We start from the raw sequence: 20,242 nt of genomic DNA on the forward strand, positions 1-20,242 counted from the left end.
AAATGTGTCGCGTGGTGTCGCGAGCCTCGGAATACTGCGCCGATGACCTACGCCGCCCTGCCTCGACCGCTTCGGCCTCGCGCCCTGGCGCCCGGAGACCTCGTCGTCATCGCGTCGCTGTCCGGCCCGCTCGACATCGAGCGGGTGCCCGACCTCGAGCAGTCCGAGGCCGTGCTCGAGCGGATGGGATTCCGCGTCCGCCGTGCGCCGCTGCTCGAGGCGGGGCGGCAGCATTGGTGGAGCGCGGCCCCGTCGGCGGAGATCGCGGCGGAATTCAACACCCTGCTGCGCGACCCCGAGGTCCGCGCGATCATCGCGCACGACGGCGGCAACACCGTCCTCGGTTACCTCGACCTGATCGATGTCGACGCGATCACCGCCGACCCCAAGCCGATCCTCGGCTACAGCGACATCTCGCTGCTGCATCTCGCGCTCTACGCACGCACGGGCCTGGTCGGATTCCATGCCGACCTGGCCACTCCCGGACTCGGCGGGTACTGGCAGGCCGCCCCCGGGACACGCAGAGCGGAACTCGAAAAGCTCTACGCGACGTTGCTGACCGGCACGGAGCCGATCGGTGAGCTGCCCGCCAGCCCTTCGTGGGAGTGCTGGCGTGCCGGTCGTACCGAAGGCCGACTGATCGGTGGGGTGCTCAATCGCGTCGCGCTGGTGCAGGCGACGCGTTTCGCGCTGCCTCTCGAACGGTTCGACGGTGCGGTGCTGTTCTGGGAGGAGAAGGGCGGCCAGGCGGCACACGTGTGGAGCTATCTCCAGGTACTGCGGCACTCCGGCGTCCTCGACCGGATCTCCGGCATGGTCGTGGGCGTGCCGTGCGAGATCGACGGGCTCGGGGCCCAAGGGACCCCGAGCCTCACCGAGTTGGTCCTCGACGTCCTCGGCGACCGCGACATCCCGGTCCTGGGCAACGTCGAGTTCGGTCATGCCGTCGCGAATCTGCCGATGCCGGTGGGCGTCCAGGTCGACCTGGACGCGAAGCGGCGGACGCTGTCGCTGCTGGAACCGGCGACACAGCCGCTCAGGACGGGGTGACCCCTGGAGGGGCCCCCTTCCGTGGCGCAGGTGCAGGTCGAAGAACGCCAACGGGTACGCCAGAACGCGGCGACATGGGGATCTTCCTGCCGGGTGTACGTGGCGGTCATCATCATGAAGGGGCGGTCCAGGGCGCCGGAGACGACCGGGTCCATCGGAGCGTCGAGGCTCAGCCCCGCACGCACCCGGGGATCAGCGGCCATGACGTGGGCGGTCGCCGTCCCGCCCTTCGACCAGCCGAACATGCCGATGCGCAGCGGGTCGATCGCACCGGCAAGGTGCTCCGGCAGCGGCCGTCCGTCGCTGCCGGGACCGCGCCCCGCTGCGAGATCCTCGACACGGTCCAGGACGACGCGGATGTCCGCGGCGAAGTCCGCCGGTCCCCTCGCGTGTTGCGGATCTCTGGACGGGACCAGGACACGGCCGTCGGGAAACTCGGTGAACGCGTCGTAGGTGTGGTCCACCGTCACCACCGCGTATCCGTGGCTGGCCAGTTCCTGCACGATCACCGTGTGGTCCGCGCGGTGGCTGTGCGCCCCGTGCGAGAACACCACGACGGGCAGCCCCCGCTCGCTCCGCCGTGCCGGGGCTCCCCGGTGACCTGCGGTGGGCGGCGCCGGTGCGACGTCGGGGGCGAACCCCGAGGAGGCGAGCAGCTCCCGCAGCGCACCTGCGGTCATCCACGGCGCCCGCGGGTACCGTTCGACGTCCCTGGCGGGATACCAGACGCTCGCCATCAGTTCCCGGCGACGCCCGGGACCCGCCGCGCCGCGGAGGTGCAGCGCCACGGTGCCCACCGGGTACGGGCGTGGGCCGGGGCAGCGTGAGTCGCGCCGGGCCGGGGCCTTGGCGGGGGCGCCGGTGGCCGACCGCGCCGGACCGGCGAGGCCGAGCGGCACGGCCAGACCGAGCGGCACGGCCGCACCGGCCGCCAGCGCGCCTGCCAGCAGACGACGGCGCTCGAAGCTTCTCCGACTCGCGAACGGTGTGATCGTCACGGTCCCTCCCCGGCTCCTGGACGAAACCGGGCCCGACTGTCCGACCGTCGCAGAGGGGCCCGCGGCCACGTACCGGCGTGTCCTGCCACCGCCCGTACGCATGACCGGAACGCTGTCACCCGCCGCTCGCGTGCCGTATCCGCCCACGGAGGACAATCACCACTCCGCCATCGGCCCTCGGTCGCACACCCTGGCGCCGTCTAGGTCGTCGACGAGCGTGACAGCCGCTCCGTGATCCGATCGAACAGATCCGTCAGCGGCTCGCCCAGGTGCTGGCCGAACTCGGTCAGTCCGTACGTGACTTGGGGCGGCGTCGTCGGCTCGACCTCACGCCACACCAGGCCGTCCTGCACCAGCGCGCGCAGGGTCTGCGCGAGCATCTTCTCGCTGATGCCCTGGATGGTGTCGCGCAGCTCGTAGAACCGAAAGTCGTTGCTCCGCAGGGCGATCAGCACCCAGATGCCCCACTTGCTGGTCACGTGGTCGACCACGTCGCGTGCCGGGCAGTCGGTGTGAAACACCTCATACCCGGTGCCCGCGTCACCCTTCGTCACCTGCGCGCCTTCTCCCATGTCCGGAGCTTACCTCGGGGTATGTCCTTACGGAAAGTAAGCCTGTCTCCTAGCGTCACCTTCCGTAGTGCACAACTTCCTTGGTGCACAACGGACTAGGAGCGGAAAATGATGGTTGTCACCGGGGCTACCGGAAACATCGGGCGGCCTTTGACGCAGGCCCTTGCCGACGCGGGCGAGCAGGTGACAGCGGTGTCGCGGAACGCCGCGTCGGTGCCCGACGGTGTCCGGCACGTGGCAGCCGATCTGGCCGAACCGGCAGGCCTGGCGCCCGCGTTGGACGGGACGAAGGCGCTGTTCCTCCTGCTCTCCGGCGACCTGCACTCCCCCGATGCCAAGCCGACCGACATCATCGACCTGGCCGCGGCCAGCGGGGTCCGCCGCGTCGTCCTGCTGTCCTCGCAAGGTGTGGCGACCAGGCCGCTCGGTCCTTCGCGGGTCGCGCTGCGGGCGGTGGAGGACGCGTTGCGGGAGTCCGGCATGGACTGGGTCCTCCTTCGACCCGGCGGCTTCGCCTCCAACGCGTTCGCCTGGGCGGAGTCCGTCCGCACGCAGGGGACGGCCGCCGGGCCCTTCGGCGACGTCGGGGTGCCGGTCATCGATCCGGCGGACATCGCCGAGGTCGCCGCGGCCTGCCTGCTGGACGACCGGCACAACGGAGGGGTGTACGAGCTGACCGGCCCGGAGGTGATCACACCGCGCCAGCAGGCGGAGGTCATCGCCACGGCGCTCGGCTCGCCCGTACGGTTCCACGAACTCACCCGCGACGAGGCCAAGGCCGGGATGATCCAGTTCGTGCCTGCCGAGCTCGCCGACGACACGCTGGACATCATCGCCGCCCCGAACCCGGCCGAACTGCGGATCAGCCCGGACGTGGAACGAGTCCTCGGCCGTGCCCCGCGCCCCTTCGGCGACTGGGTCACCCGCAACATCGCCGCATTCCGCTGAGGCATTAGCCGAGCCGGAGGTCCGGGCAGCCTCATGCGGTCACGGCCGCATGAGGCTCGATCTCGAACGCTCGGGCAGGGTCAGGTCGGGTCTCGCGGCGGACCTGGTCGGATGTGGCACCCTTCGCCCTCGGACGACACGTTCCCACCCAAGAGACCCACGGCGCCCGTGCCGCCGCCGAGTTCGGAGTTCCGGCAGTGCTTTTCGACATCACCCGCAGCGAGCTCGCCGAGATCTTCGGCGCTGACCGGCTCGTGACCCTGCCCGCCACCGCCTTCCCGCCCGCCGGCGCGGACACCGAGGGCGCCCGCCTCCTGGCGACCGTCGGCGTCCCGACCGGGACGCTCTGGCTGCGCGAGACCGGCGAGGACTCCGGCCGACTGCCCCTCGTCCAGGACGTCGTCGACACCGGGGACTTCGAGGACGTCCCCGAGAACGCGCAGGACTCGGGTGACTGGCCCGTCATCGGCTGGCTGCTCAACGCCCACCTCGCGCTCGACCCCGGTTCCGGCAAGGTGTACGCCTTCGACGCCGACAACGAGACCGTGCAGGCACTCCACACGGACGTCTCCTCCCTCATCCAGGTCACTCTCCGGTTCCAGCGCCTGCTTGAGGAGTTCACCTTCAGCGGCGACCACGGCGACAGCGGCAGCGACGAGGAAGCCGACTTCGAGCGTCTGGAGCGCGAGGTCGACCGCATCCGCCAGGAGACGGGGAGCGTCGACCCGCTCCCCTTCGGGGACGACGAAACCAGCTGGTCGATCGTCGGCGACGAGATCGCCGCGGGCCAGCGCTTCGAGGGCGAAAGCCCGGGAGCACGCTCGCTCCACGGGTGATCGTCACGCGCCACTAGGGTGGGCCGATGCCATCGATCAAGCAGGTCCAAGTCACCTTCGACTGCGCGGAACCCGAGCGCGTCGCACGCTTCTGGTGCGAGGTCCTCGGGTACGTCATACCGCCGCCGCCGGAGGGGTTCGCCACGTGGGGCGATTTCGATCGCACGCTGAAGCCCGAGCACCGGGGTTCAGCGGCCTGCGTCGATCCCTCAGGTGCGGGTCCGAGGCTGTTCTTCCAGCGCGTTCCCGAAGGCAAGGTCGTCAAGAACCGGGTCCACCTCGACGTGCGGGTCGGCACCGGGCTCGTGGGTGACGAGCGCGTCGCCGCGCTCGAGGCCGAGTGCGCACGACTGGTCGCGCTCGGCGCGGTACGCCTGGAGCTGCTGGTCGCCGACGGGGACTACGAGTCGTGCCTGGTGATGCGGGACGTCGAGGGCAACGAGTTCTGCCTCGACTGAGCGAACGCCCCTGTGCGGACGTGGCGTCCGCACAGGGGCGAGGCAGCTCCGGCGTGCGGAGCCGGGCGTCAGCTGCAGTCGTTGCCGAACGCGGGGTTCAGCAGCCCGATGACGTTGAGGCTGTTTCCGCAGGCGTTGATCGGCACGTCGACCGGGACCTGGACCACGTTGCCGGAGGCCACGCCCGGCGAGTCCTCCGCGAAACCGACTGCGTCGGCGCCGGGACCGTCGTCGGCGACCGCGGCTCCCGCGCCGCCGAGGAGGGCGGCGGTGGCCAGGGACGCGGCGGCAAGAGCGGTACGAATGCGCATGGGAGTCCTTACTTCGAGTGCGTGTGGACATGTACGCCCTCCCCCCACAGCGCGTCAGAGGCACGGGCAGGGTCCAAAAACCACCCAGGAAGCGGAGGGGCGCCCCGCATGTGGGTGAGCGCGCGGGTACGCCGTCCGTGCCGGGCGGCGTCTTGGCGCGCTGACGCCGGAACCGCCGGTCCGACGCCCTCGCTCCGCCCAACTGCCTCCCGAAGGCACTCCTGTTACCCCTTTCGCCCCGTTCGCGGTCGCGGTCCGCCGGAACCGGCCCACCCGGAGATCAACGTAGGTTAGGCTCGCCTAATATTCCTGTGGATGCACGACCTGCCCGTCCGGCTCATCCGCCCGGCGGCAGGGCGTCGTCGTTCCTGCCTGCAACGAAGGACCCGTCATGCCCGCAGTGTTCACCGGCCCCCACCGCCGTACGCTTGGCGCCGCCGCGCTCGCCGCCTCCCTCTGCCTGCTGGTCGCGGGCTGCGGAGGTTCGGACGACGAGGACGAGTCCGCCGGGAAAGCCGCGGGAGACGGGGCGTTTCCCGTGACGATCAAGAGCACGCTCGGTTCGGCGACCATCAAGTCCGAGCCCAAGCGGGTCGTCACGCTCGGGCAGGGCTCGGCGGAGACCGCCATCGCGCTCGGCACCGTCCCCGTCGGCGTCGAGGAGTACGCCTGGGGCAGCGACAAGACCGGCTATCTCCCCTGGGTCCACGACGCGGTGAAGAAGTCGGGCAAGGAACTGCCCAAGCAGTTCAAGGGCGGTGAGGAACTCGACATCGAGGCCATCACCGAGCTCAAGCCGGACGTGATCCTCGCTCCGTGGTCGGGCGTCACGCAGAAGCAGTACGACATCCTCAAGGACATCGCGCCCACCGTCGCCTACCCGGACAAGGCGTGGAGCACCGACTGGGACCAGCAGATAGAGATCGTCGCCAAGGCCCTCGGGCAGCCGGAGAAGGCCAAGGACCTCACCGGAAAGATCGACAAGCAGCTGTCCGAAGCCGCCGCCACCCGGCCGAAGTACAAGGACGTCAGCTTCTCCTACATCTACACCTCGGGCCCGGGCACACTCGGTGTGTTCAAGCCCAAGGAGCAGCGCGTCGAGATGCTCTCGAAGCTCGGTCTGAAGGTCGACCCGGTGGTCAAGACCTTCAAGGAGACCGAGGGCACCGACTCCGCCCTCATCGGCCTGGAGAACGCCGACAAACTGTCCGACAGCGACCTCGTCTTCACCTTCTACGCCGATGACAAGACGCGCAAGGGCATCGAGAAGCAGCCCCTCTACGCGGCCATCCCCGCGGTCAAGAAGGGTGCTCTCGTGCACAGCACGGACCAGTCGTTCGTGACGGCGTCCTCCATGATCAATCCGCTCACCGTGCCGTACAGCATCAAGCGGTACCAGCCGATGATCGACGCCGCCATCGCCAAGGCCGGCAAGTAGTCGCCCAAGTGACCACGAACACCGGCCTGTTGCCGCGCTCCGCTCGCGTACGCCGGCGGGGCGCGGCCCGGCTCTCCCTCGCCCTGGCCCTCTCCCTCGCGCTGCTGGCCTGTGCCCTGCTGGCGAGCGTGATGTTCGGCAGCCACAGCAACTCCCCCGGCGACGTCTTCGACGTCCTGGGCGGCGGTGGTGACACGTATCTGCGCACGGTCGTCGAGAGCCGCTACCCGCGCACCGTCCTCGGCGTCCTTGCGGGGACGTGTCTGGCCGTCGCGGGCACGCTGATGCAGGGCATCACCCGCAATCCGCTGGCCGAGCCGGGCCTGTTGGGCATCAACGCGGGTGCTTCGGCGAGCATCGTCGCCGCCACCGCGTACCTGGGCGCGTCCGGGCAGAGCGACACCATGTGGTGGGCGCTGCCCGGCGCGTTCCTGACCGCCCTTGCCGTCCACGCGCTGGGCACGGCGGGCGGTCTCGGCGGTCCTGCCCGGCTCGTGCTCGCCGGAGCCGTGCTCTCCGCGGTCCTCACCGCGTTCATCCAGGCCGTGACCCTGAGCCATCCCAAGGTGTTCGAGACCTACCGCTACTGGGTCGTCGGAGCCCTGGGCGGCCGCGACTTCGACGTCGTCCGGTCGGTCCTGCCCTTCGCCCTGGCCGGTCTCCTCATCGCCGCGCTGCTCGGCCCGCGCCTCAACGCCATGGCGATGGGCGACGACACCGCCACCTCGCTCGGCGCCAAGCCGCACCAGGTGAAGGCGGCCGGGCTGCTCGCCGCGACCCTGCTGAGCGCCGCCGCCACCGCGGCCGTCGGGCCGATCGCGTTCGTCGGTCTGGCCGTGCCCCATCTCGTACGGGTCCTGGTGGGCACCGACTTCCGCTTCCAGGTGCTCTTCTCGGCCCTCGTCGGCCCGTCCCTCGTCCTGCTCGCCGACGTCGTCGGGCGCGTCCTGCTGCGGCCCCAGGAACTCATGGTCGGGGTCGTCACCGCCTTCCTCGGCGCCCCGGCGCTGCTGATCGCCGTCCGCAAGATGCGGGGAACCTCATGACCACCACGGACTCCAAGCCGACGCGGACCGTCCGCCACAGCACGCTCCGCATCGGCGGGCAGGTCGCGATACCCGTACGTCGCCGGACCGCGGCCGCCGCTCTGCTGACCCTCGTCCTGCTGGCCGCGACCGCCGTCGCCACCCTCCATCTGGGCCGCCTCGGCATCGAACTCGCCGATCTGCCCGCGGCGTTGACCGGCAACGCGTCCGGCGTCGACGCCTTCGTACTCAACCGGCTGCGCGGGCCCCGCCTGGTGGTCGCGATCGGCACCGGCGCCGCGTTCGGCCTGTCGGGCGCCCTGTTCCAGTCCGTCACCCGCAACCCGCTGGGCAGCCCCGACGTCATCGGCCTGGGAGCGGGGGCGGGAGCCGGTGCCGCCACGGTCGCCCTGCTCTTCCCCGACACCGTCCCCGTCCCCCTCGGGGCGCTCCTCGGCGCGCTGGCCGCCATGGGCGTCGTCTACGCCTCCACGGGCAGCGGATTCCGCAGTCCGGGCCGCCTCGTCGTGGCCGGTATCGGCGTCGCGGCGATCGCCACGTCGCTCACCCAGTACGTCGTCTACTCGATCGAACGCGACAAGGCCACCTCGCTCACGGCCTACATCAACGGAAGCCTCACCGCCCGGTCCTGGGACGACGCCACCACCATCTGGCTCGTCCTCGCACTGGCGCTCCCCCTGGCCGCCCTGATCGCCCGGCCGCTCGCCATGGGAGAGATGGGCGACGATCTGGCCACCAGCATCGGAGCCGCACCGGCCCGCACCAAGACGCTCGCCGTCCTGCTGTCCATCGCGCTGTCCGCGGGAGCGGTGAGCGTCGCGGGCCCGATCGCGTTCATCTCCCTCACCGCCCCGCAGATCGCCAAGCGGATCAGCCGCGGCAGCGGACCGCACCTGGTCCTGTCCACGCTCCTGGGCGCGCTGCTCCTGGTCGCGGCCGACCTCACCGCCCAGCAGCTGCCCCTCTTCGACGACCTGCCCGTGGGCATCTACACGCTCGCCCTCGGCGGCGCGTACCTCGGCTACCTCCTGGCCCGGGAGTGGCGCGGCCAACGGTGAGCCCCGAGTCCTGGAATATTCAACTACTGGACGCCGTTGCAGCCCACTGAAGGAGGCAGACAGTGGAGCTGACCATGGAAATGACCTATTACGACCACGGGACCGCGGCGGAGCGCTGGGAGCGGGCGCGGCAGTTCTTCGACGCCAAGGAGTACGCCACGGCGGCGCGCATCCTCGACGCCCTGGCCGACGAGGTGCCCGAGCAGGTCGCTCCGCGTCTCCTCCTGGCGCGCGCCTACTACCACTCGGCGCAGCTGGTGCGCGCCGAGGACGAGCTGCTCAAGGTCATCGCGCTCGACCCGGTCGAGAGCTACGCCCGCCTGATGCTGGGCCGCACCCTGGAGCGCCAGGGGAGGAACGCGGACGCGACCCCGCACCTGCGGATGGCCGCGGCGCTGAGCGGCGACGTGCCGCAGGTCTGAGGGCCGGTCGGGGCCTTCGGCGGCGAGAGGTGCCTCTCGCCGCCGAAGGCCCCTTCGTCACTCCCCGCCGAAGTCCCCCGCGCCGTCCCCCACCTCGAACCCCAGGACCGCTCCCCCGCCCTGCCGCGCCTCGGCGAAGACCGTGCCGCCGTGCCTGGTGGCCACCTCCCGCACGATGGAGAGGCCGAGGCCCGAGCCCGGCAGGCCCCGGGCGCCCGGGGCGCGGTAGAAGCGGTCGAAGACGTGGGCCAGGTCGGCGGCGGCGATGCCCGGACCGCGGTCGAGGACCGTGACGCGGCGCCCCTCGACGACGATCTCGATGGGCTCGGTGCCCCCGCGGTCGAACTTGGCCGCGTTCTCCAGGAGGTTGGTGACGGCGCGCTGCAGCGCGGCGGGCCGCCCCTCGAAGAGCTGCGCACCTTCGGCCCGCAAGGTGATCGTGCGGCCGGTGCGGCGCCCGGCGACGGCCGCCGCCTCGCGCGCCACGTCGACGAGGGTCAGCTCCTCGGTCCGCTCGTCGTCCGGTCGGCCCGCGGCGAGATCGACCAACTCATTGACCAGATCGGTCAGTTCGCGGGACTCCTCGGCCAGGTCGGCGACCAGTTCCGCCCGCGCGCCGGGCGGCAGTTCGTCGATGCGGTGCAGCAGGGAGATGTTCGTACGCAGCGAGGTGAGCGGGGTGCGCAGTTCGTGCCCCGCGTCCTGGACCAGGCGGCGCTGGTCGTCCTCGGCCTTGGCGAGCCGCCCCAGCATGTGGTCGAAGGACCGGCCGAGCCTGCCCACCTCGTCGCGGCCGACGACCGGCACCTGGATGTCGACCCGGCCGGTGGCGGCGACGCCCTCCGCCGCGGACGCCAGGCGTACGAGACGTCCGGTGATGCGGCGGGCGAGCCACCAGCCGAAGAGACCCGCGGAGACCACCACCAGGAGGGCGAAGAGGAGCGTGCGGTCCTGGAGGTCCTTCAGGAGGTCCTCGGTGTCGCTGAACTGCTGCGCCACCTGCACCGCGCCCCTGCCGCCGCCGAGCGCGACCGTCGCCAGACGGTACTCCTCGCCGTTGATCTCGATGTCGCGCCGCGCCACCTTGCCCGGCTCCCGCTCACGCGCGATCGCGCGTTCCGTCGGGTCGACCGGCAGCGCGCGGCTCCCCCGGTCGACGATCCGGCCGCCCGCCCCGAGCACCTGGACGTCGGCGCGGGTGGGCCGGGTCAGGTCGTCGCGCAGCCCGTCGTGGTCGAGGTCCCCGCTGGCGTAGTCCTCGGCGTCCAGGCTCCGGTGGCGCACCTGGGAGCGCAGGTCGCTGACGACCTCGGCGAAGACCGACTGCTGGTCCCTGCGCACGAGTTGGGCCGCCGCGTCGTAACTGAGCAGGCCGACGAGGAGCGTGACCCCGGCGGCGACCGCCGCGAACGAGGCGGCGAAGGTCGTGCGCAGGCTGGCGCGCGAACGGGGCGAGCGGGGCGTGCCGCGCGGACCGCGGCGGAGGGGGAAGGCGCGCATGGCCGGGCTCAAGACTCCCTCAGGACGTAGCCCACGCCCCGCACCGTGTGGATCAGCGGGGCCGCGCCCGCGACGACGTCCAGCTTGCGGCGCAGATAGCCGACGTACACCGCGAGGTTCTTGGAGCTGGGCCCGAAGTCGTAGCCCCAGATCCGGTCGTAGATGGCCGTGTGGTCAAGGACGATGCCGGTGTTGCGGGCGAGCAGCTCCAGGAGGTCGAACTCCGTGCGGGTCAGGTCGAGTTCCACCTCCCCGCGCCAGACGCGGCGGGCTCCCGGGTCGATCCTGAGGTCGGCCGCCGTGATCAGGTCGGCCGCGACCGGGGCGGCCTCGCCCCGCTCGGCCGTCCCCTCCCTGGCCGCCGCCCTGCCGAAGGGCGCTTCGCCGTCGACCCGGCGCAGCAGCGCCCGCAGCCGCGCGAAGACCTCCTCGATCTCGAACGGCTTGGCCACGTAGTCGTCGGCTCCCGCGTCGAGCCCGGCGATCCGGTCGGCGGTCTCCACCCTGGCGGTGAGCATCAGGATCGGCGTGCGGTCACCCTCGGCCCGCAGCACCTGGCAGACCTGGAGGCCGTCGATGCCGGGCATCATCACATCGAGTACGAGGATGTCCGGCGGCTGCCGATGGGCGGTGGCGAGTGCCTGGATGCCGTCGGCGACGGCCGTGACCTCGTACCCCTCAAGGGTCAGCGCGCGCTCGACGGCATGGCGGATGGCGCGGTCGTCCTCGGCGAGCAGCACGGTGTGGGGCATCGGACCAGTCTGCCAAGCCAACCGGGGCCTGCCGCCCCCCCGGGAGCCGAGAGGGCCTCTTCTCACCCGGATCACACCCGCGTTCTTACCCGTCTCTCACCGTCGGCGGTCCTTCGGCTTACCCCGTGCTGCCAGGGTGAGGCCCCGTGCCGACCAGCTCGTCCGCTCCACCAGGGGGAAAGCACCACATGAAGGTCGTCTTTCTGCTGCACAACGCCTATGGCGTCGGCGGCACCATCCGCACCACCCTCAACCTCGCGGCCGCGCTCGCCGACCGTCACGAGGTCCAGGTGGCTTCGCTGTCGCGGCACCGCGAGGCGCCGCGCTTCGCGGTGGATCCGCGCGTCACGCTGGTGCCGCTCGTGGACACCCGGGTGGGCGGCACGGACATGGGGGACCCGCTGTTCGCCGAGCCCGCGCGGGTCTTCCCTGAGGCCGACAAGCGCCATCACCAGTACACCCGCCTCCACGACGTACGCGCGGAGCACTTCCTGCGCGCCTGTGACGCGGACGTCGTCATCGGCACCCGCCCGGGGATCAACGTCTATCTCGCCCGCTTCGGTCCGCGCCGGGCGCTGCGCATCGCCCAGGAACACCTGCGCCACGACGCGCACAGCAAGCGACTGCGGGCCGTCCTGGCACGCCACTACCGGGAGCTCGACGCCGTGGTGACCACCACGGAGGCGGACGCGGCCGTCTACCGGAAGCGGATGCCGCTGCCCGGGGTCCGGGTCCTCGCGGTGCCCAACATCGTGCCCGCGCCCGCGCAGGTGCCCGCCGAGGGTTCGGCCAAGGTGGTCGCGGCCGCGGGGCGCCTGGTGCCCGGCAAGCGGTTCGACCTGCTCGTGGAGGCGTTCTCGGCGGTCGCGGCGCTGCATCCCGACTGGGAGCTGCGGATCTACGGCGGCGGCCCCGCGCGGGCGGGCCTTCAGGAAATGATCGACGGGCTCGGGCTCGGCGCGCACGTCACGCTCATGGGGGTGCGTTCACCGATCGAGCAGGAGTTCAGGAAGGCGTCCCTGGTCGCCTCCGCGTCCGACGCCGAGTCCTTCGGCATGACGCTCGTCGAGGCGATGCGCTGCGGTCTGCCGGTGGTCAGCACCGACTGCCCGCTGGGGCCCGCGGAGATCATCGAGGACGGGCGCGACGGCCGTCTCGTGCCGACCGGCGACGGCCACGCGCTCGCCAAAGCGATCGTGGAGCTCATCGAGGACGCGCCACGACGCCGGGCGATGGGCGAGGCCGCCCTGCGCAGCGCCCACCGGTTCGATCCGGAACCGATCGTCCGGCGGCACGAGGCCCTCTTCGCCGAGCTGCGGGCGACGCGGCACGGGCGCGCGGCTCGGCGCGCCCGTGCCAGGGTGCGGGCCTGGGCAGGAGCCCGCGTCCGTGCGGTGCGCCGCGGGTACAGGTCGGTCCTGACCCGCGGGGCGCCCGCCGCCTGACGCGGGCGCGCCCCGCTCACGCGGCGCGGCGCACGCGTCGACTCAGACGAGTTCGGGCTGCGGTTCCGGCTTCATGGCGGGTACCGCCTTCGGCTCCCACACCCTGTTGAGCCGCATGTAGCCGTATATCACCGAGACCATCGACAGGATGATCAGCGGGCCGAAGAGCCACGGGTAGTCGGCCATCTCCGTCGGCAGGTAGCGGTACGAGACCAGGAGCGCGGTGAAGACCACCGCGCCGTGGGCGACCAGCTGGACGTTCGACCGCTCCCAGCCCCGGTCGTACGCGCGCAGGGCGGACTCGATCGTGAGCGTGAACACCACACCGGCGACGATGTCCGCGCCGTAGTGGTAGCCGAAGCCCAGCGTCGCGCCGAGCGTGGCGATCAGCCAGAACACGCCTCCGTACCGGAGCACGCGCGGGCCTCTGCGGGAGTGGATGAAGATCGCGGTGGCCCATGCGGTGTGCAGGCTCGGCATGCAGTTGCGCGGGGTGATCTCGTTGAACGGCATGTGCTGCGGGAGGTTCAACGGCGGCGCGGTGTCCGGCCACAGATTGGCCACCGCCCACTGTCCGCCGTCGCCGCCGTACGCGAAGATCGGCCCGACCACCGGGAAGATCATGTAGATGCCGGGCCCGAGCAGGCCGATGACCAGGAAGGTCCGCACCAGGTGGTGGCGCGGGAAGCGGCGATCCTTGGCCACGTTGCGCAGCTGGTACACCGCTACGGCGACCGCGGCCACCGCGAGCTGGATGTAGACCCAGTCCAGGACGTGGGCTCCCACCGTGCCCGTGGCGTTGACGATCCGGCCCGCCACCCACGACGGGTTGCCGAGCGCGTGATCGGCGGTCGCCACGTACTGGTCGAGCACCTGGGGGCGGGTCTTCGACGTGATGAGCAGCCAGGTGTCACCGGTCTTGCGGCCCGCCACGAGCAGCAGTCCGAGGCCGACGCCCTTCAGGAGCAGCATGCGTTCGTTGCCGGTGCGGCGGGTGACGGCGATGACCGCGCAGGCCAGGATCACCAGCAGCGCGCCGTTGCCGAACATCATCTTGGCGTCGACCGCCCAGCGCACCAGGAAGAAGACGACGTCTATGCCGACCGCGGCGCCGATGGCGATGAACCGTTCGCGCCAGGTCAGCACGACCATCATCAGACCCATGCTGGCGTACAGCAGCGGCCCGGACTTGGGTGCGAAGATCACCTCGCGCGCCTGGTTGGTGATCGGTCCTGGCATGCCGTAGTGCCGTGCGGCGATCTCCAGCGCGACGATGAACCCCAGGGCCACGACGACTGCCACGGTCCACAGGATCACTCGCGGCCGGCGCAGCGCGGCGAGCATGTTTCTGCTGTCTTTTCGCGAAGGGTTCCGCGGTGCTCTAGATATCAATTCCATGACCGATTTGTTAGTTTTTGGGAAATGGCTCACTTTTTGCGCTAGATAGCATGGATTTCTAGTGCCGTACGGCGATCTGGGCGATCGTTGTGAGTTCGATCATGTTATCGGAGCCATGAGGGTGGAATTCACCGGTTGCGTCAGGTGAGATCCCCCACACATTCGTCTCGTGGAAGCAACCCCCAAGAGATGGCGTGGACGCGAAGATCGTGTTCGGTCGTCGAATCGCACGCACGGATCACCCGGCGAAACCGTCCAGGGGGTTGACCCGCGACCGCGCGACGCCGCGGCCCCGTGGCACCACCACGAGGCTCCCGAGATCCACCTCTCGCCGCGGGGCGCCCGCGTGGCCGCCGAGCTGTCCCGGCGGTATCCGAACGCGCGGGTGTGCGCCGACAACCAGGACGTGGTGGATCGCTCCCGGTTGGTGATCATCGCCGTCCGCCCCCAGGACCGGGCGGCCCTCGCCGGACTCCGGGTCGACGCCGACAAGATCGTGGTCAGTGCCGTGGCCGGGGTCGCCGTCGACGAGCCGCGCAGGACGCTGGGCACCGACGCCCCGGTGGTGCGCACCATCCCGCTGCCCACCGTGCGCGAGCGCCGCTCCGTCACCGTGACCTGCCCCTCCCACCCGGCCGTCGACGCCCTCTTCGACCGCCTCGGTGGAGCGCTGCCCGTCGCGGACGAGGCGGAGTTCAGCGTCTTCTCCACCCTGACGGGCACGCTGACCACCCACTACTGGTACCTGGCCACGCTCACCGACTGGGCGGCGCGGCAGGACGACACCCGCTCGCTCAAGGAGCTCGCGGGCCACGGCCCTCGACGGCTTCGTGGAGGGTCCGGACGGCGATCTCGACTGGCATCTCGTCGACGACGAACTGCACCGTCATTTCAACGACAAGTGCCGGGCGATGGGCGCCTTCATGGACGGCCGGGTCACCTGGGAGCTCATGGCGGGCGTCTGGCCGGACGCCGACGCCGACCCGTCGAACAGCGAGCCCATGCGGGAGTTCGCCGGAATCTGGCGGGACATGCCCAAGTACGTGTTCTCGCGGACCCTGGAGAAGGCGGGGTGGCACACCACGATCCTGCGGGAGGTCGCGCCCGAGGAGATCCGCGCGATCAAGGAGCAGCCGGGCGGCGACCTGGCGCTCGGCGGCGCCGGGCTCGCCGCGTCCTTCCTCCGCCACGGTCTGATCGACGAGATCCACGTCTACGTCCACCCCGTCGTCATCGGCCGCGGCACGGCCATGTTCCAGGCCGCGGACGTCCATGCCGACCTGCGTCTCGCCGGGACACGGACCTTCGGCAACGGCGTCGTCCTGCTCCGCTACGAGCTCACGCGCTGATCGTCCGAGGCCGCGTGCGTCAGAGCCACAGGGCCTCGGCGACGCCCACACCGATGAAGGCCGCGCCGAGGCCCGCGGCGACGCTTCCGGCCGCGTTGGCCACCGCGGAGAACCCCGCACCGTCCTCGGCCAGGCGCAGCGTCTCGTACGAGAAGGTCGAGTACGTCGTGAGGGCGCCGCACAGACCGGTGCCGAGGAAGAGCTGGGTGTGCGGCGATGCGGCGCCCGCCGCCACCGCGCCCGTGACGACGCCGAGGACCAGACAGCCCGCGACGTTCACGGTGAGGGTTCCCCAGGGGAAGGCGGTGCCCTGCCGGGCCTGCACCGCCCGGTCCGTCAGATAGCGCAGCGGGGCGCCGATCATCGCGCCCGCGACGACGAGCAGCCAGTTCATCGCCGCCTCCCCGCAGTGAGGCGGCGCGTCCCCGCGGTGAGGCCGCGCGTCACCCGCACCGCGCACCACACGGCCGCCAGGGCCGCGAGCAGCGTCAGGGCGAGGTAGGCCAGGCCCGTGCGGGCGTAGCCGCCGCTGACCAGGCGCTCGATGTCCACCGCGTACGTCGAGAACGTGGTGAAGCCGCCGAGCACCCCCGTACCGAGGAAGGGCCGCACCAGGCGGTGGGCCGTCCACACCTCGGTGACCAGGACCATCAGGACGCCGATCAGCGCGCAGCCGACGGCGTTCACCGCGAGCGTGGCCCAGGGGAAGCCGCCGGGCGCGACCGGCCAGAGGAGCGATGCGGCGTAGCGGGCGGTGGCGCCGATCGCGCCGCCGACGGAGACCGCCGCGAGGATGCCGCCCTGCCCGCGCGTCAGCTCGCGCCGCTGCGCGGGCACGGACAGGTCGACGTCGGGGTCCGTGGGTTCGTCCACCGCCGCGGGCCGCGGGTCTTGCCTGGGCATGTGCCTCCTACTCGCGTCGCCCGTGTCCGGGCGCACTCGTTCGCAAGTAGGGACCGTCGGCGGCGTGCGTGCCGCGGTTCGGGTACGGCGGGCCCCACCGCCGCGCGGCGCCCGGTGGAGAGCGCCGCTCACTCCAGGCTAGCCGCCCGCGCGGAGGTCCGCGTCGCGGGTGGGCCCGACGGCCTCACACCGCGGGTGGCAGCGCGCCGAGCCGGGTGCGCTGGAGGAGGTCGTCCCTCCTGCGGGCGTCGGACGACGGCGCGCCCGCCGCCTCCAGGTGCCGCTCGGGGCGGCGGTGGGGCGTCGCGGAGCTGAGGATCTCCTGCTGGAGGCGCTGCAGGTCGGGCGAGGGTTCGAGGCCGAGCTCGTCGTTCATGGCGCGGCGCAGCCGGTGGAAGACCTCGAGCGCCTGCGGACGCCGTCCCGAGCGCTGCAGCGCCAGCATGTAGTACGCGTGGAGGTGCTCGTCGAAGGGGTGGCGCAGCACCAGCGACGCCAGTTCGCTCAGCACCTCTTCGTGGCGGCCGATCCGCAGCACCGTCTCGATGCGCAGGCCGCGGGCGGCCTGCCGCGACTGTTCGAGCCCGGACACCTCGGCCTGCAGCGGCAGTCCCCGCTCGACGTCCACGAGGGCGGCGCCCTGCCAGAGGTCGTCGGCCCGCTGTAGCTGACGGACCGCGTCGGCCTGGTCGCCCGCGCGCAGCGCGAGCCGCCCCGCCGCTTCGAGCCGCCGGAACTCCGCGAGGTCGAAGGCGCATGACTCCGTGTGGAATACGTAGCCCATGCTCTTGGTCTGCAACAGCTCGCCGCTCACGACCCGTTGGGGCAATCCGAAATTCACCGCGATACTGCGGCGGATATTGAGGATGTACGTCTGAAGGGCGGTGAGCGCGGTCTTTGGCGGGCTGTCGTGCCAGAGTTCCTCGACGAGCTGGGAGACCGGCACGACGCGCGAGTGACTCATCAGCAGAAGTGCCAGAACTTTACGTTCTTTTGGGGCCGTTGGGGTTGCCTGCCCTTGGTCGGAGTAGAGCGATAACGAACCCAGCACATCGATGTTTATACGGACTCCCATGGACTCCCCCTGTGTCCGCCCCCGGGCGGCCAACCAATGATCGGTCTAGGTCATGGAGAAACAACTGCTAGTTGACTGCAGTCTGCACGGATCGCCGAAACGTTGTCAACTGTCAGTTGATCGGGGAGGATTGGGGTCAACTACCGGACTCGCGGTGCCGTATCCCTGGTGCCCAAGAAGCTGTGGAGGGTGCCGCTGTGGAGAGTGAGGACATGCCGGAGAGCGATGAGGGAGCGCTGCTCGCGGAGCGGCTCAACCACCTGTTTCGCGCCAGTCGCCCCCGCGGCAGAACGTGGACGAACCGCGAAGTGGCCGAGGAGGTGAAACTGGCCAATCCCAAACTGAAGGTGAGCGGTGCCTATCTGTCCGCGCTGCGTACGGGAAAGCGGACGAACCCGTCGGCCGATCTCCTGAGCGCACTGGCGAAATTCTTCGGTGTCTCGCCCGCCTACTTCGTCGATCAGAATCACGCCGCGAGAGTGGACAGCCAATTGGCGGCGCTCAACGAACTGAGCCAGTCTGGTGTGCGTGAAGTGGCCCTGCGAGCGGTCGGGTTGCCGCCGGAGAGTCTGGCGGCCATCAGCGCCGTCATCGACCAGGTCCGTAAATTGCAGGGATTGCCGCCCGTCGAGGAGTAGATCCAAGAAGTGTCCTCCGCATTAAGACCCCGCCGGGCCTGGTCCAGGAGGAAAGCCGGCCGCCTGCGCCGCTCCTGCGAACTGCGGCTCGCCTCCTTGGGCATGCCCGGCGAGGCCGGTATCGCCCAGCTGTGCGCCCATGTCAGCGCGGAGCGCGGACGCCCCGTGGTGACCGCCCCGATGGACCTCGAGGCGCCCTCGCCGTGCGGCATGTGGATCGCCTGGCAGGACATCGACGTCATCGTGTACGCGTCGGACACCAGCCCGGCGCACCAGGACCACATCATCGTCCACGAACTCGCGCACATCCTGTGCGGGCACCGGGCCGTCGACGAACCCCCCGACCAGGGTGCGGTCGGCACGCTCTTCCCCGACCTCGATCCCGCGCTCGTGCGCGACGCCCTGTACCGCACCGCGTACACCGACCCCCAGGAGCGCGAGGCCGAGATGTTCGCCTCGCTCTTCCTCAAGCGGGCCGCGGCGTCGGCTCCCCCGGAGCCGGTCCGGGAGGTCCCGTGTGCGGACGCGGAGATCATCGCTCGCATCGAGGCCACGCTCGGGCCGCACTGAGTGGCCCTTCGGACGGCCACGGGGGGACTGATTGTTCGGCATGCTTCCCAGTCAATTCATCGGGTGGTGCTGCGCCGTGGGGGCGCTGGCCGCCTTCGTCTACACCATTCCGCCCCTCCTCCGCGGCCGCAGGGACCCGGCCGCGCTCGCCCTGTGCGTCCACTTCCTGTGCTCCTCGCTCAGCTTCCTCGAACAGCTCGGCGCGCTGCCGCCGACCGACCAGCGCCATCTGACGCCCCTGCTGACCGAGGTGGCGGTCGTCGGACTCACCGGCTCCCAGACGGTCTTCCTCATGTACTGGTCCCATCCGCCTCGGACCGCCCGGCGCAGGGCCCGCCGACGGGTCGTCCTCTTCGCCGGTCTCGCGCTGGCCCTCGTCACGCTGAACTTCGCGCTGGGCCTGAACGGCCGCAGGGCCGTCGCGGAGCGGCTCACCCTGGCGGACATGCACGATCCCGGGTACGCGGCGTACCTCTACGTCTTCTTCGCGATCTGCGCCCTCGGGCAGCTCGAAACGGTCCGGCTCTCCTGGCGCTACATGGGCATCGCCCCGCGTGCCTGGCTGCGCTGGGGCATGCGGGCCGCCATGCTCGGCGCGCTCCTCTCCGTCGTGCACTGCGCCATCCGGTGCTGGGAGATCACGGGCACGCTGTCGGGGCACGGCATGGGCGTCCTGCACTCCCCCGACTGGCTGACGGGGGACATCGGCGCCGCGCTCAAGGTGTTCGGCTGGACGGTGCCCGCGTGGGGGCCGAGCCTGGGCCGTGCCGCACGGTGGATCGGCAAGTACCGCGCCTACCGGCGGCTGAGGCCCCTGTGGCTCGCGCTCAGCCGGGCCGTGCCCGACATCGTGCTCGACCCTCCGGTGCTCGGCGGGCTCGGTGACATACTGCCCCTGCGCGACCTCGACTACCGGCTCTACCGCCGCGTCATCGAGATCCGCGACGGCCAGCACGCGCTGCGCCCCTATCTGCCCAAGGAGACCCGGTCTTGCGATGCCGAGGCCGAGGCGCGGGACCTGCGGATCGCGCTCGGCGCGCAACGGGCCGCGAGCGGGCCGCTCGGCCCGGCCGCCGACGCGCCGGGGGCAGCGGGCCGCGGCCGGGCCCCGACCGGACTCACGGACGACATCGTCTGGCTCGGCCGGGTCTCGGACGCCTTCGTCCGGGCGCGCTGACGGGGAGGCGTCGCGCCGCGCTCGGATGCCTCAACCGGCCTTGGCGGGGCTGGTGTTGATGGCCTCCATCAGTGAGCGCGGGGTCGCGAGCCCGGTCGCCAGGTCGTCGGGGAGCTCGACGCCGTAGTCCTGCTGGATCCGTGCCGCGGTCTCCAGGAGGGCCAGCGAGTCACAGCCGAGCTCCTCGAAGGTCAGGTCGAGGACGTCTTCGGGAGGCCCCGAGAAATCGAGGTCCCCGGCGCTCTCGGTGAGCAGGCGGACCATGTCCTGTGCGGTGATCCCGGTCATCCGGACCATC

23 protein-coding genes and 1 pseudogene are annotated in these 20,242 nt (G+C 71.2%); 14 read left to right on the plus strand and 10 right to left on the minus strand.

The genetic code is table 11. The features are described 5' to 3' along the window. The first annotated feature begins 42 nt into the window (after nucleotides 1–42). The gene (locus tag CP970_RS02525) at nucleotides 43–1,050 is read left to right on the plus strand and encodes a S66 peptidase family protein (RefSeq protein ID WP_055543864.1); all 1,008 of its coding nucleotides are present in this window, start codon (nucleotides 43–45) and stop codon (nucleotides 1,048–1,050) included. Here CP970_RS02525 and CP970_RS02530 read toward each other — a convergent pair. Together CP970_RS02530 and CP970_RS02535 are read right to left on the minus strand one after the other, a co-directional pair. Continuing rightward, nucleotides 939–2,048 (minus strand): alpha/beta hydrolase family protein, encoded by a 1,110-nt coding sequence (locus CP970_RS02530; protein WP_055543863.1) that lies wholly within the window; start codon nucleotides 2,046–2,048, stop codon nucleotides 939–941. The genes CP970_RS02525 and CP970_RS02530 overlap by 112 nt on opposite strands. Nucleotides 2,049–2,248: 200 nt before the next feature. Continuing rightward, nucleotides 2,249–2,620 (minus strand): winged helix-turn-helix transcriptional regulator, encoded by a 372-nt coding sequence (locus CP970_RS02535; protein ID WP_055543862.1) that lies wholly within the window; start codon nucleotides 2,618–2,620, stop codon nucleotides 2,249–2,251. A gap of 108 nt (nucleotides 2,621–2,728) precedes the next feature. Between CP970_RS02535 and CP970_RS02540 the strand changes: the two genes are divergently transcribed. The 3 genes from CP970_RS02540 (at nucleotide 2,729) to CP970_RS02550 (ending at nucleotide 4,862) form a co-directional block, all read left to right on the plus strand. Continuing rightward, complete coding sequence (locus CP970_RS02540; RefSeq protein WP_055543861.1) at nucleotides 2,729–3,568, plus strand: NAD(P)H-binding protein; 840 nt, start codon at nucleotides 2,729–2,731, stop codon at nucleotides 3,566–3,568. A gap of 197 nt (nucleotides 3,569–3,765) precedes the next feature. Further along, nucleotides 3,766–4,404, plus strand: a complete 639-nt coding sequence (locus tag CP970_RS02545; protein WP_055543860.1) for an SUKH-4 family immunity protein — start codon at nucleotides 3,766–3,768, stop codon at nucleotides 4,402–4,404. A gap of 26 nt (nucleotides 4,405–4,430) precedes the next feature. Then, nucleotides 4,431–4,862 carry a VOC family protein gene (locus tag CP970_RS02550; protein WP_055543859.1) on the plus strand — a complete coding sequence of 144 codons (432 nt, stop codon included), beginning with the start codon at nucleotides 4,431–4,433 and terminating at the stop codon, nucleotides 4,860–4,862. Nucleotides 4,863–4,930: 68 nt separating this feature from the next. On the opposite strand, the gene CP970_RS02555 is transcribed toward CP970_RS02550, so the two are convergent. Then, nucleotides 4,931–5,173, minus strand: a complete 243-nt coding sequence (locus CP970_RS02555; protein WP_055543858.1) for a chaplin — start codon at nucleotides 5,171–5,173, stop codon at nucleotides 4,931–4,933. 391 nt (nucleotides 5,174–5,564) lie between these two features. On the opposite strand from CP970_RS02555, the gene CP970_RS02560 reads away from it, so the two are divergent. The 4 genes from CP970_RS02560 to CP970_RS02575 all read left to right on the plus strand — a co-directional run bounded on the left by CP970_RS02560 (nucleotide 5,565) and on the right by CP970_RS02575 (nucleotide 9,137). Further along, the gene (locus CP970_RS02560) at nucleotides 5,565–6,611 is read left to right on the plus strand and encodes an iron-siderophore ABC transporter substrate-binding protein (protein WP_055543857.1); all 1,047 of its coding nucleotides are present in this window, start codon (nucleotides 5,565–5,567) and stop codon (nucleotides 6,609–6,611) included. An 8-nt stretch (nucleotides 6,612–6,619) separates the two neighbouring features. Next, nucleotides 6,620–7,657 carry a FecCD family ABC transporter permease gene (locus CP970_RS02565; protein WP_055543856.1) on the plus strand — a complete coding sequence of 346 codons (1,038 nt, stop codon included), beginning with the start codon at nucleotides 6,620–6,622 and terminating at the stop codon, nucleotides 7,655–7,657. After that, nucleotides 7,654–8,715, plus strand: a complete 1,062-nt coding sequence (locus CP970_RS02570) for a FecCD family ABC transporter permease (protein ID WP_055543855.1) — start codon at nucleotides 7,654–7,656, stop codon at nucleotides 8,713–8,715. Before CP970_RS02565 ends, CP970_RS02570 begins: the two co-directional genes overlap by 4 nt. Nucleotides 8,716–8,789: 74 nt before the next feature. After that, entirely contained in the window at nucleotides 8,790–9,137 is a 348-nt protein-coding gene (locus CP970_RS02575; protein WP_055543875.1) for a tetratricopeptide repeat protein, read from the plus strand. A gap of 57 nt (nucleotides 9,138–9,194) precedes the next feature. On the opposite strand, the gene CP970_RS02580 is transcribed toward CP970_RS02575, so the two are convergent. Next, nucleotides 9,195–10,637, minus strand: a complete 1,443-nt coding sequence (locus tag CP970_RS02580; RefSeq protein WP_150492907.1) for a sensor histidine kinase — start codon at nucleotides 10,635–10,637, stop codon at nucleotides 9,195–9,197. Nucleotides 10,638–10,645: 8 nt separating this feature from the next. Then, nucleotides 10,646–11,389: a response regulator transcription factor gene (locus CP970_RS02585; protein ID WP_055554145.1), complete on the minus strand. Its 744-nt coding sequence runs from the start codon at nucleotides 11,387–11,389 to the stop codon at nucleotides 10,646–10,648. Nucleotides 11,390–11,577: 188 nt separating this feature from the next. Here CP970_RS02585 and CP970_RS02590 point away from each other — a divergent pair, with 188 nt between their 5' ends. Further along, on the plus strand, nucleotides 11,578–12,834 hold the full coding sequence (locus tag CP970_RS02590) for a glycosyltransferase family 4 protein (protein ID WP_055554147.1): 1,257 nt from the start codon (nucleotides 11,578–11,580) through the stop codon (nucleotides 12,832–12,834). Between the two features lie 42 nt (nucleotides 12,835–12,876). Here the strand turns inward: CP970_RS02590 and CP970_RS02595 are convergent, their stop codons facing one another. After that, nucleotides 12,877–14,178 carry a phosphatase PAP2 family protein gene (locus CP970_RS02595; RefSeq protein ID WP_055554149.1) on the minus strand — a complete coding sequence of 434 codons (1,302 nt, stop codon included), beginning with the start codon at nucleotides 14,176–14,178 and terminating at the stop codon, nucleotides 12,877–12,879. A 439-nt stretch (nucleotides 14,179–14,617) separates the two neighbouring features. On the opposite strand from CP970_RS02595, the pseudogene CP970_RS45465 reads away from it, so the two are divergent. After that, nucleotides 14,618–14,689, plus strand: a pseudogene (locus CP970_RS45465) (hypothetical protein); the annotation flags it as partial. A 373-nt stretch (nucleotides 14,690–15,062) separates the two neighbouring features. Next, nucleotides 15,063–15,581 carry a dihydrofolate reductase family protein gene (locus CP970_RS02605; RefSeq protein ID WP_055554154.1) on the plus strand — a complete coding sequence of 173 codons (519 nt, stop codon included), beginning with the start codon at nucleotides 15,063–15,065 and terminating at the stop codon, nucleotides 15,579–15,581. A 19-nt stretch (nucleotides 15,582–15,600) separates the two neighbouring features. Here CP970_RS02605 and crcB (CP970_RS02610) read toward each other — a convergent pair whose 3' ends face one another. The 3 genes from crcB (CP970_RS02610) to CP970_RS02620 all read right to left on the minus strand — a co-directional run bounded on the left by crcB (CP970_RS02610) (nucleotide 15,601) and on the right by CP970_RS02620 (nucleotide 17,559). Continuing rightward, nucleotides 15,601–15,975 (minus strand): fluoride efflux transporter CrcB, encoded by a 375-nt coding sequence (gene crcB / locus CP970_RS02610; RefSeq protein ID WP_055554155.1) that lies wholly within the window; start codon nucleotides 15,973–15,975, stop codon nucleotides 15,601–15,603. Next, on the minus strand, nucleotides 15,972–16,484 hold the full coding sequence (gene crcB / locus CP970_RS02615) for a fluoride efflux transporter CrcB (protein ID WP_055554157.1): 513 nt from the start codon (nucleotides 16,482–16,484) through the stop codon (nucleotides 15,972–15,974). Before crcB (CP970_RS02615) ends, crcB (CP970_RS02610) begins: the two co-directional genes overlap by 4 nt. Nucleotides 16,485–16,668: 184 nt before the next feature. Further along, nucleotides 16,669–17,559 (minus strand): AfsR/SARP family transcriptional regulator, encoded by an 891-nt coding sequence (locus CP970_RS02620; protein ID WP_107099079.1) that lies wholly within the window; start codon nucleotides 17,557–17,559, stop codon nucleotides 16,669–16,671. Nucleotides 17,560–17,771: 212 nt separating this feature from the next. Between CP970_RS02620 and CP970_RS02625 the strand changes: the two genes are divergently transcribed. The 3 genes from CP970_RS02625 (at nucleotide 17,772) to CP970_RS02635 (ending at nucleotide 19,944) form a co-directional block, all read left to right on the plus strand. After that, nucleotides 17,772–18,197, plus strand: a complete 426-nt coding sequence (locus CP970_RS02625) for a helix-turn-helix domain-containing protein (RefSeq protein WP_055554211.1) — start codon at nucleotides 17,772–17,774, stop codon at nucleotides 18,195–18,197. Between the two features lie 102 nt (nucleotides 18,198–18,299). Next, entirely contained in the window at nucleotides 18,300–18,767 is a 468-nt protein-coding gene (locus CP970_RS02630; protein WP_055554159.1) for an ImmA/IrrE family metallo-endopeptidase, read from the plus strand. A gap of 40 nt (nucleotides 18,768–18,807) precedes the next feature. Next, nucleotides 18,808–19,944: an MAB_1171c family putative transporter gene (locus CP970_RS02635; protein WP_150492909.1), complete on the plus strand. Its 1,137-nt coding sequence runs from the start codon at nucleotides 18,808–18,810 to the stop codon at nucleotides 19,942–19,944. A gap of 30 nt (nucleotides 19,945–19,974) precedes the next feature. Here the strand turns inward: CP970_RS02635 and CP970_RS02640 are convergent, their stop codons facing one another. Then, entirely contained in the window at nucleotides 19,975–20,232 is a 258-nt protein-coding gene (locus CP970_RS02640; RefSeq protein ID WP_055554164.1) for an acyl carrier protein, read from the minus strand. Nucleotides 20,233–20,242 lie beyond the last annotated feature (10 nt).

The organism is Streptomyces kanamyceticus, from assembly GCF_008704495.1.
In the GTDB taxonomy this organism is placed as follows: domain Bacteria; phylum Actinomycetota; class Actinomycetes; order Streptomycetales; family Streptomycetaceae; genus Streptomyces; species Streptomyces kanamyceticus.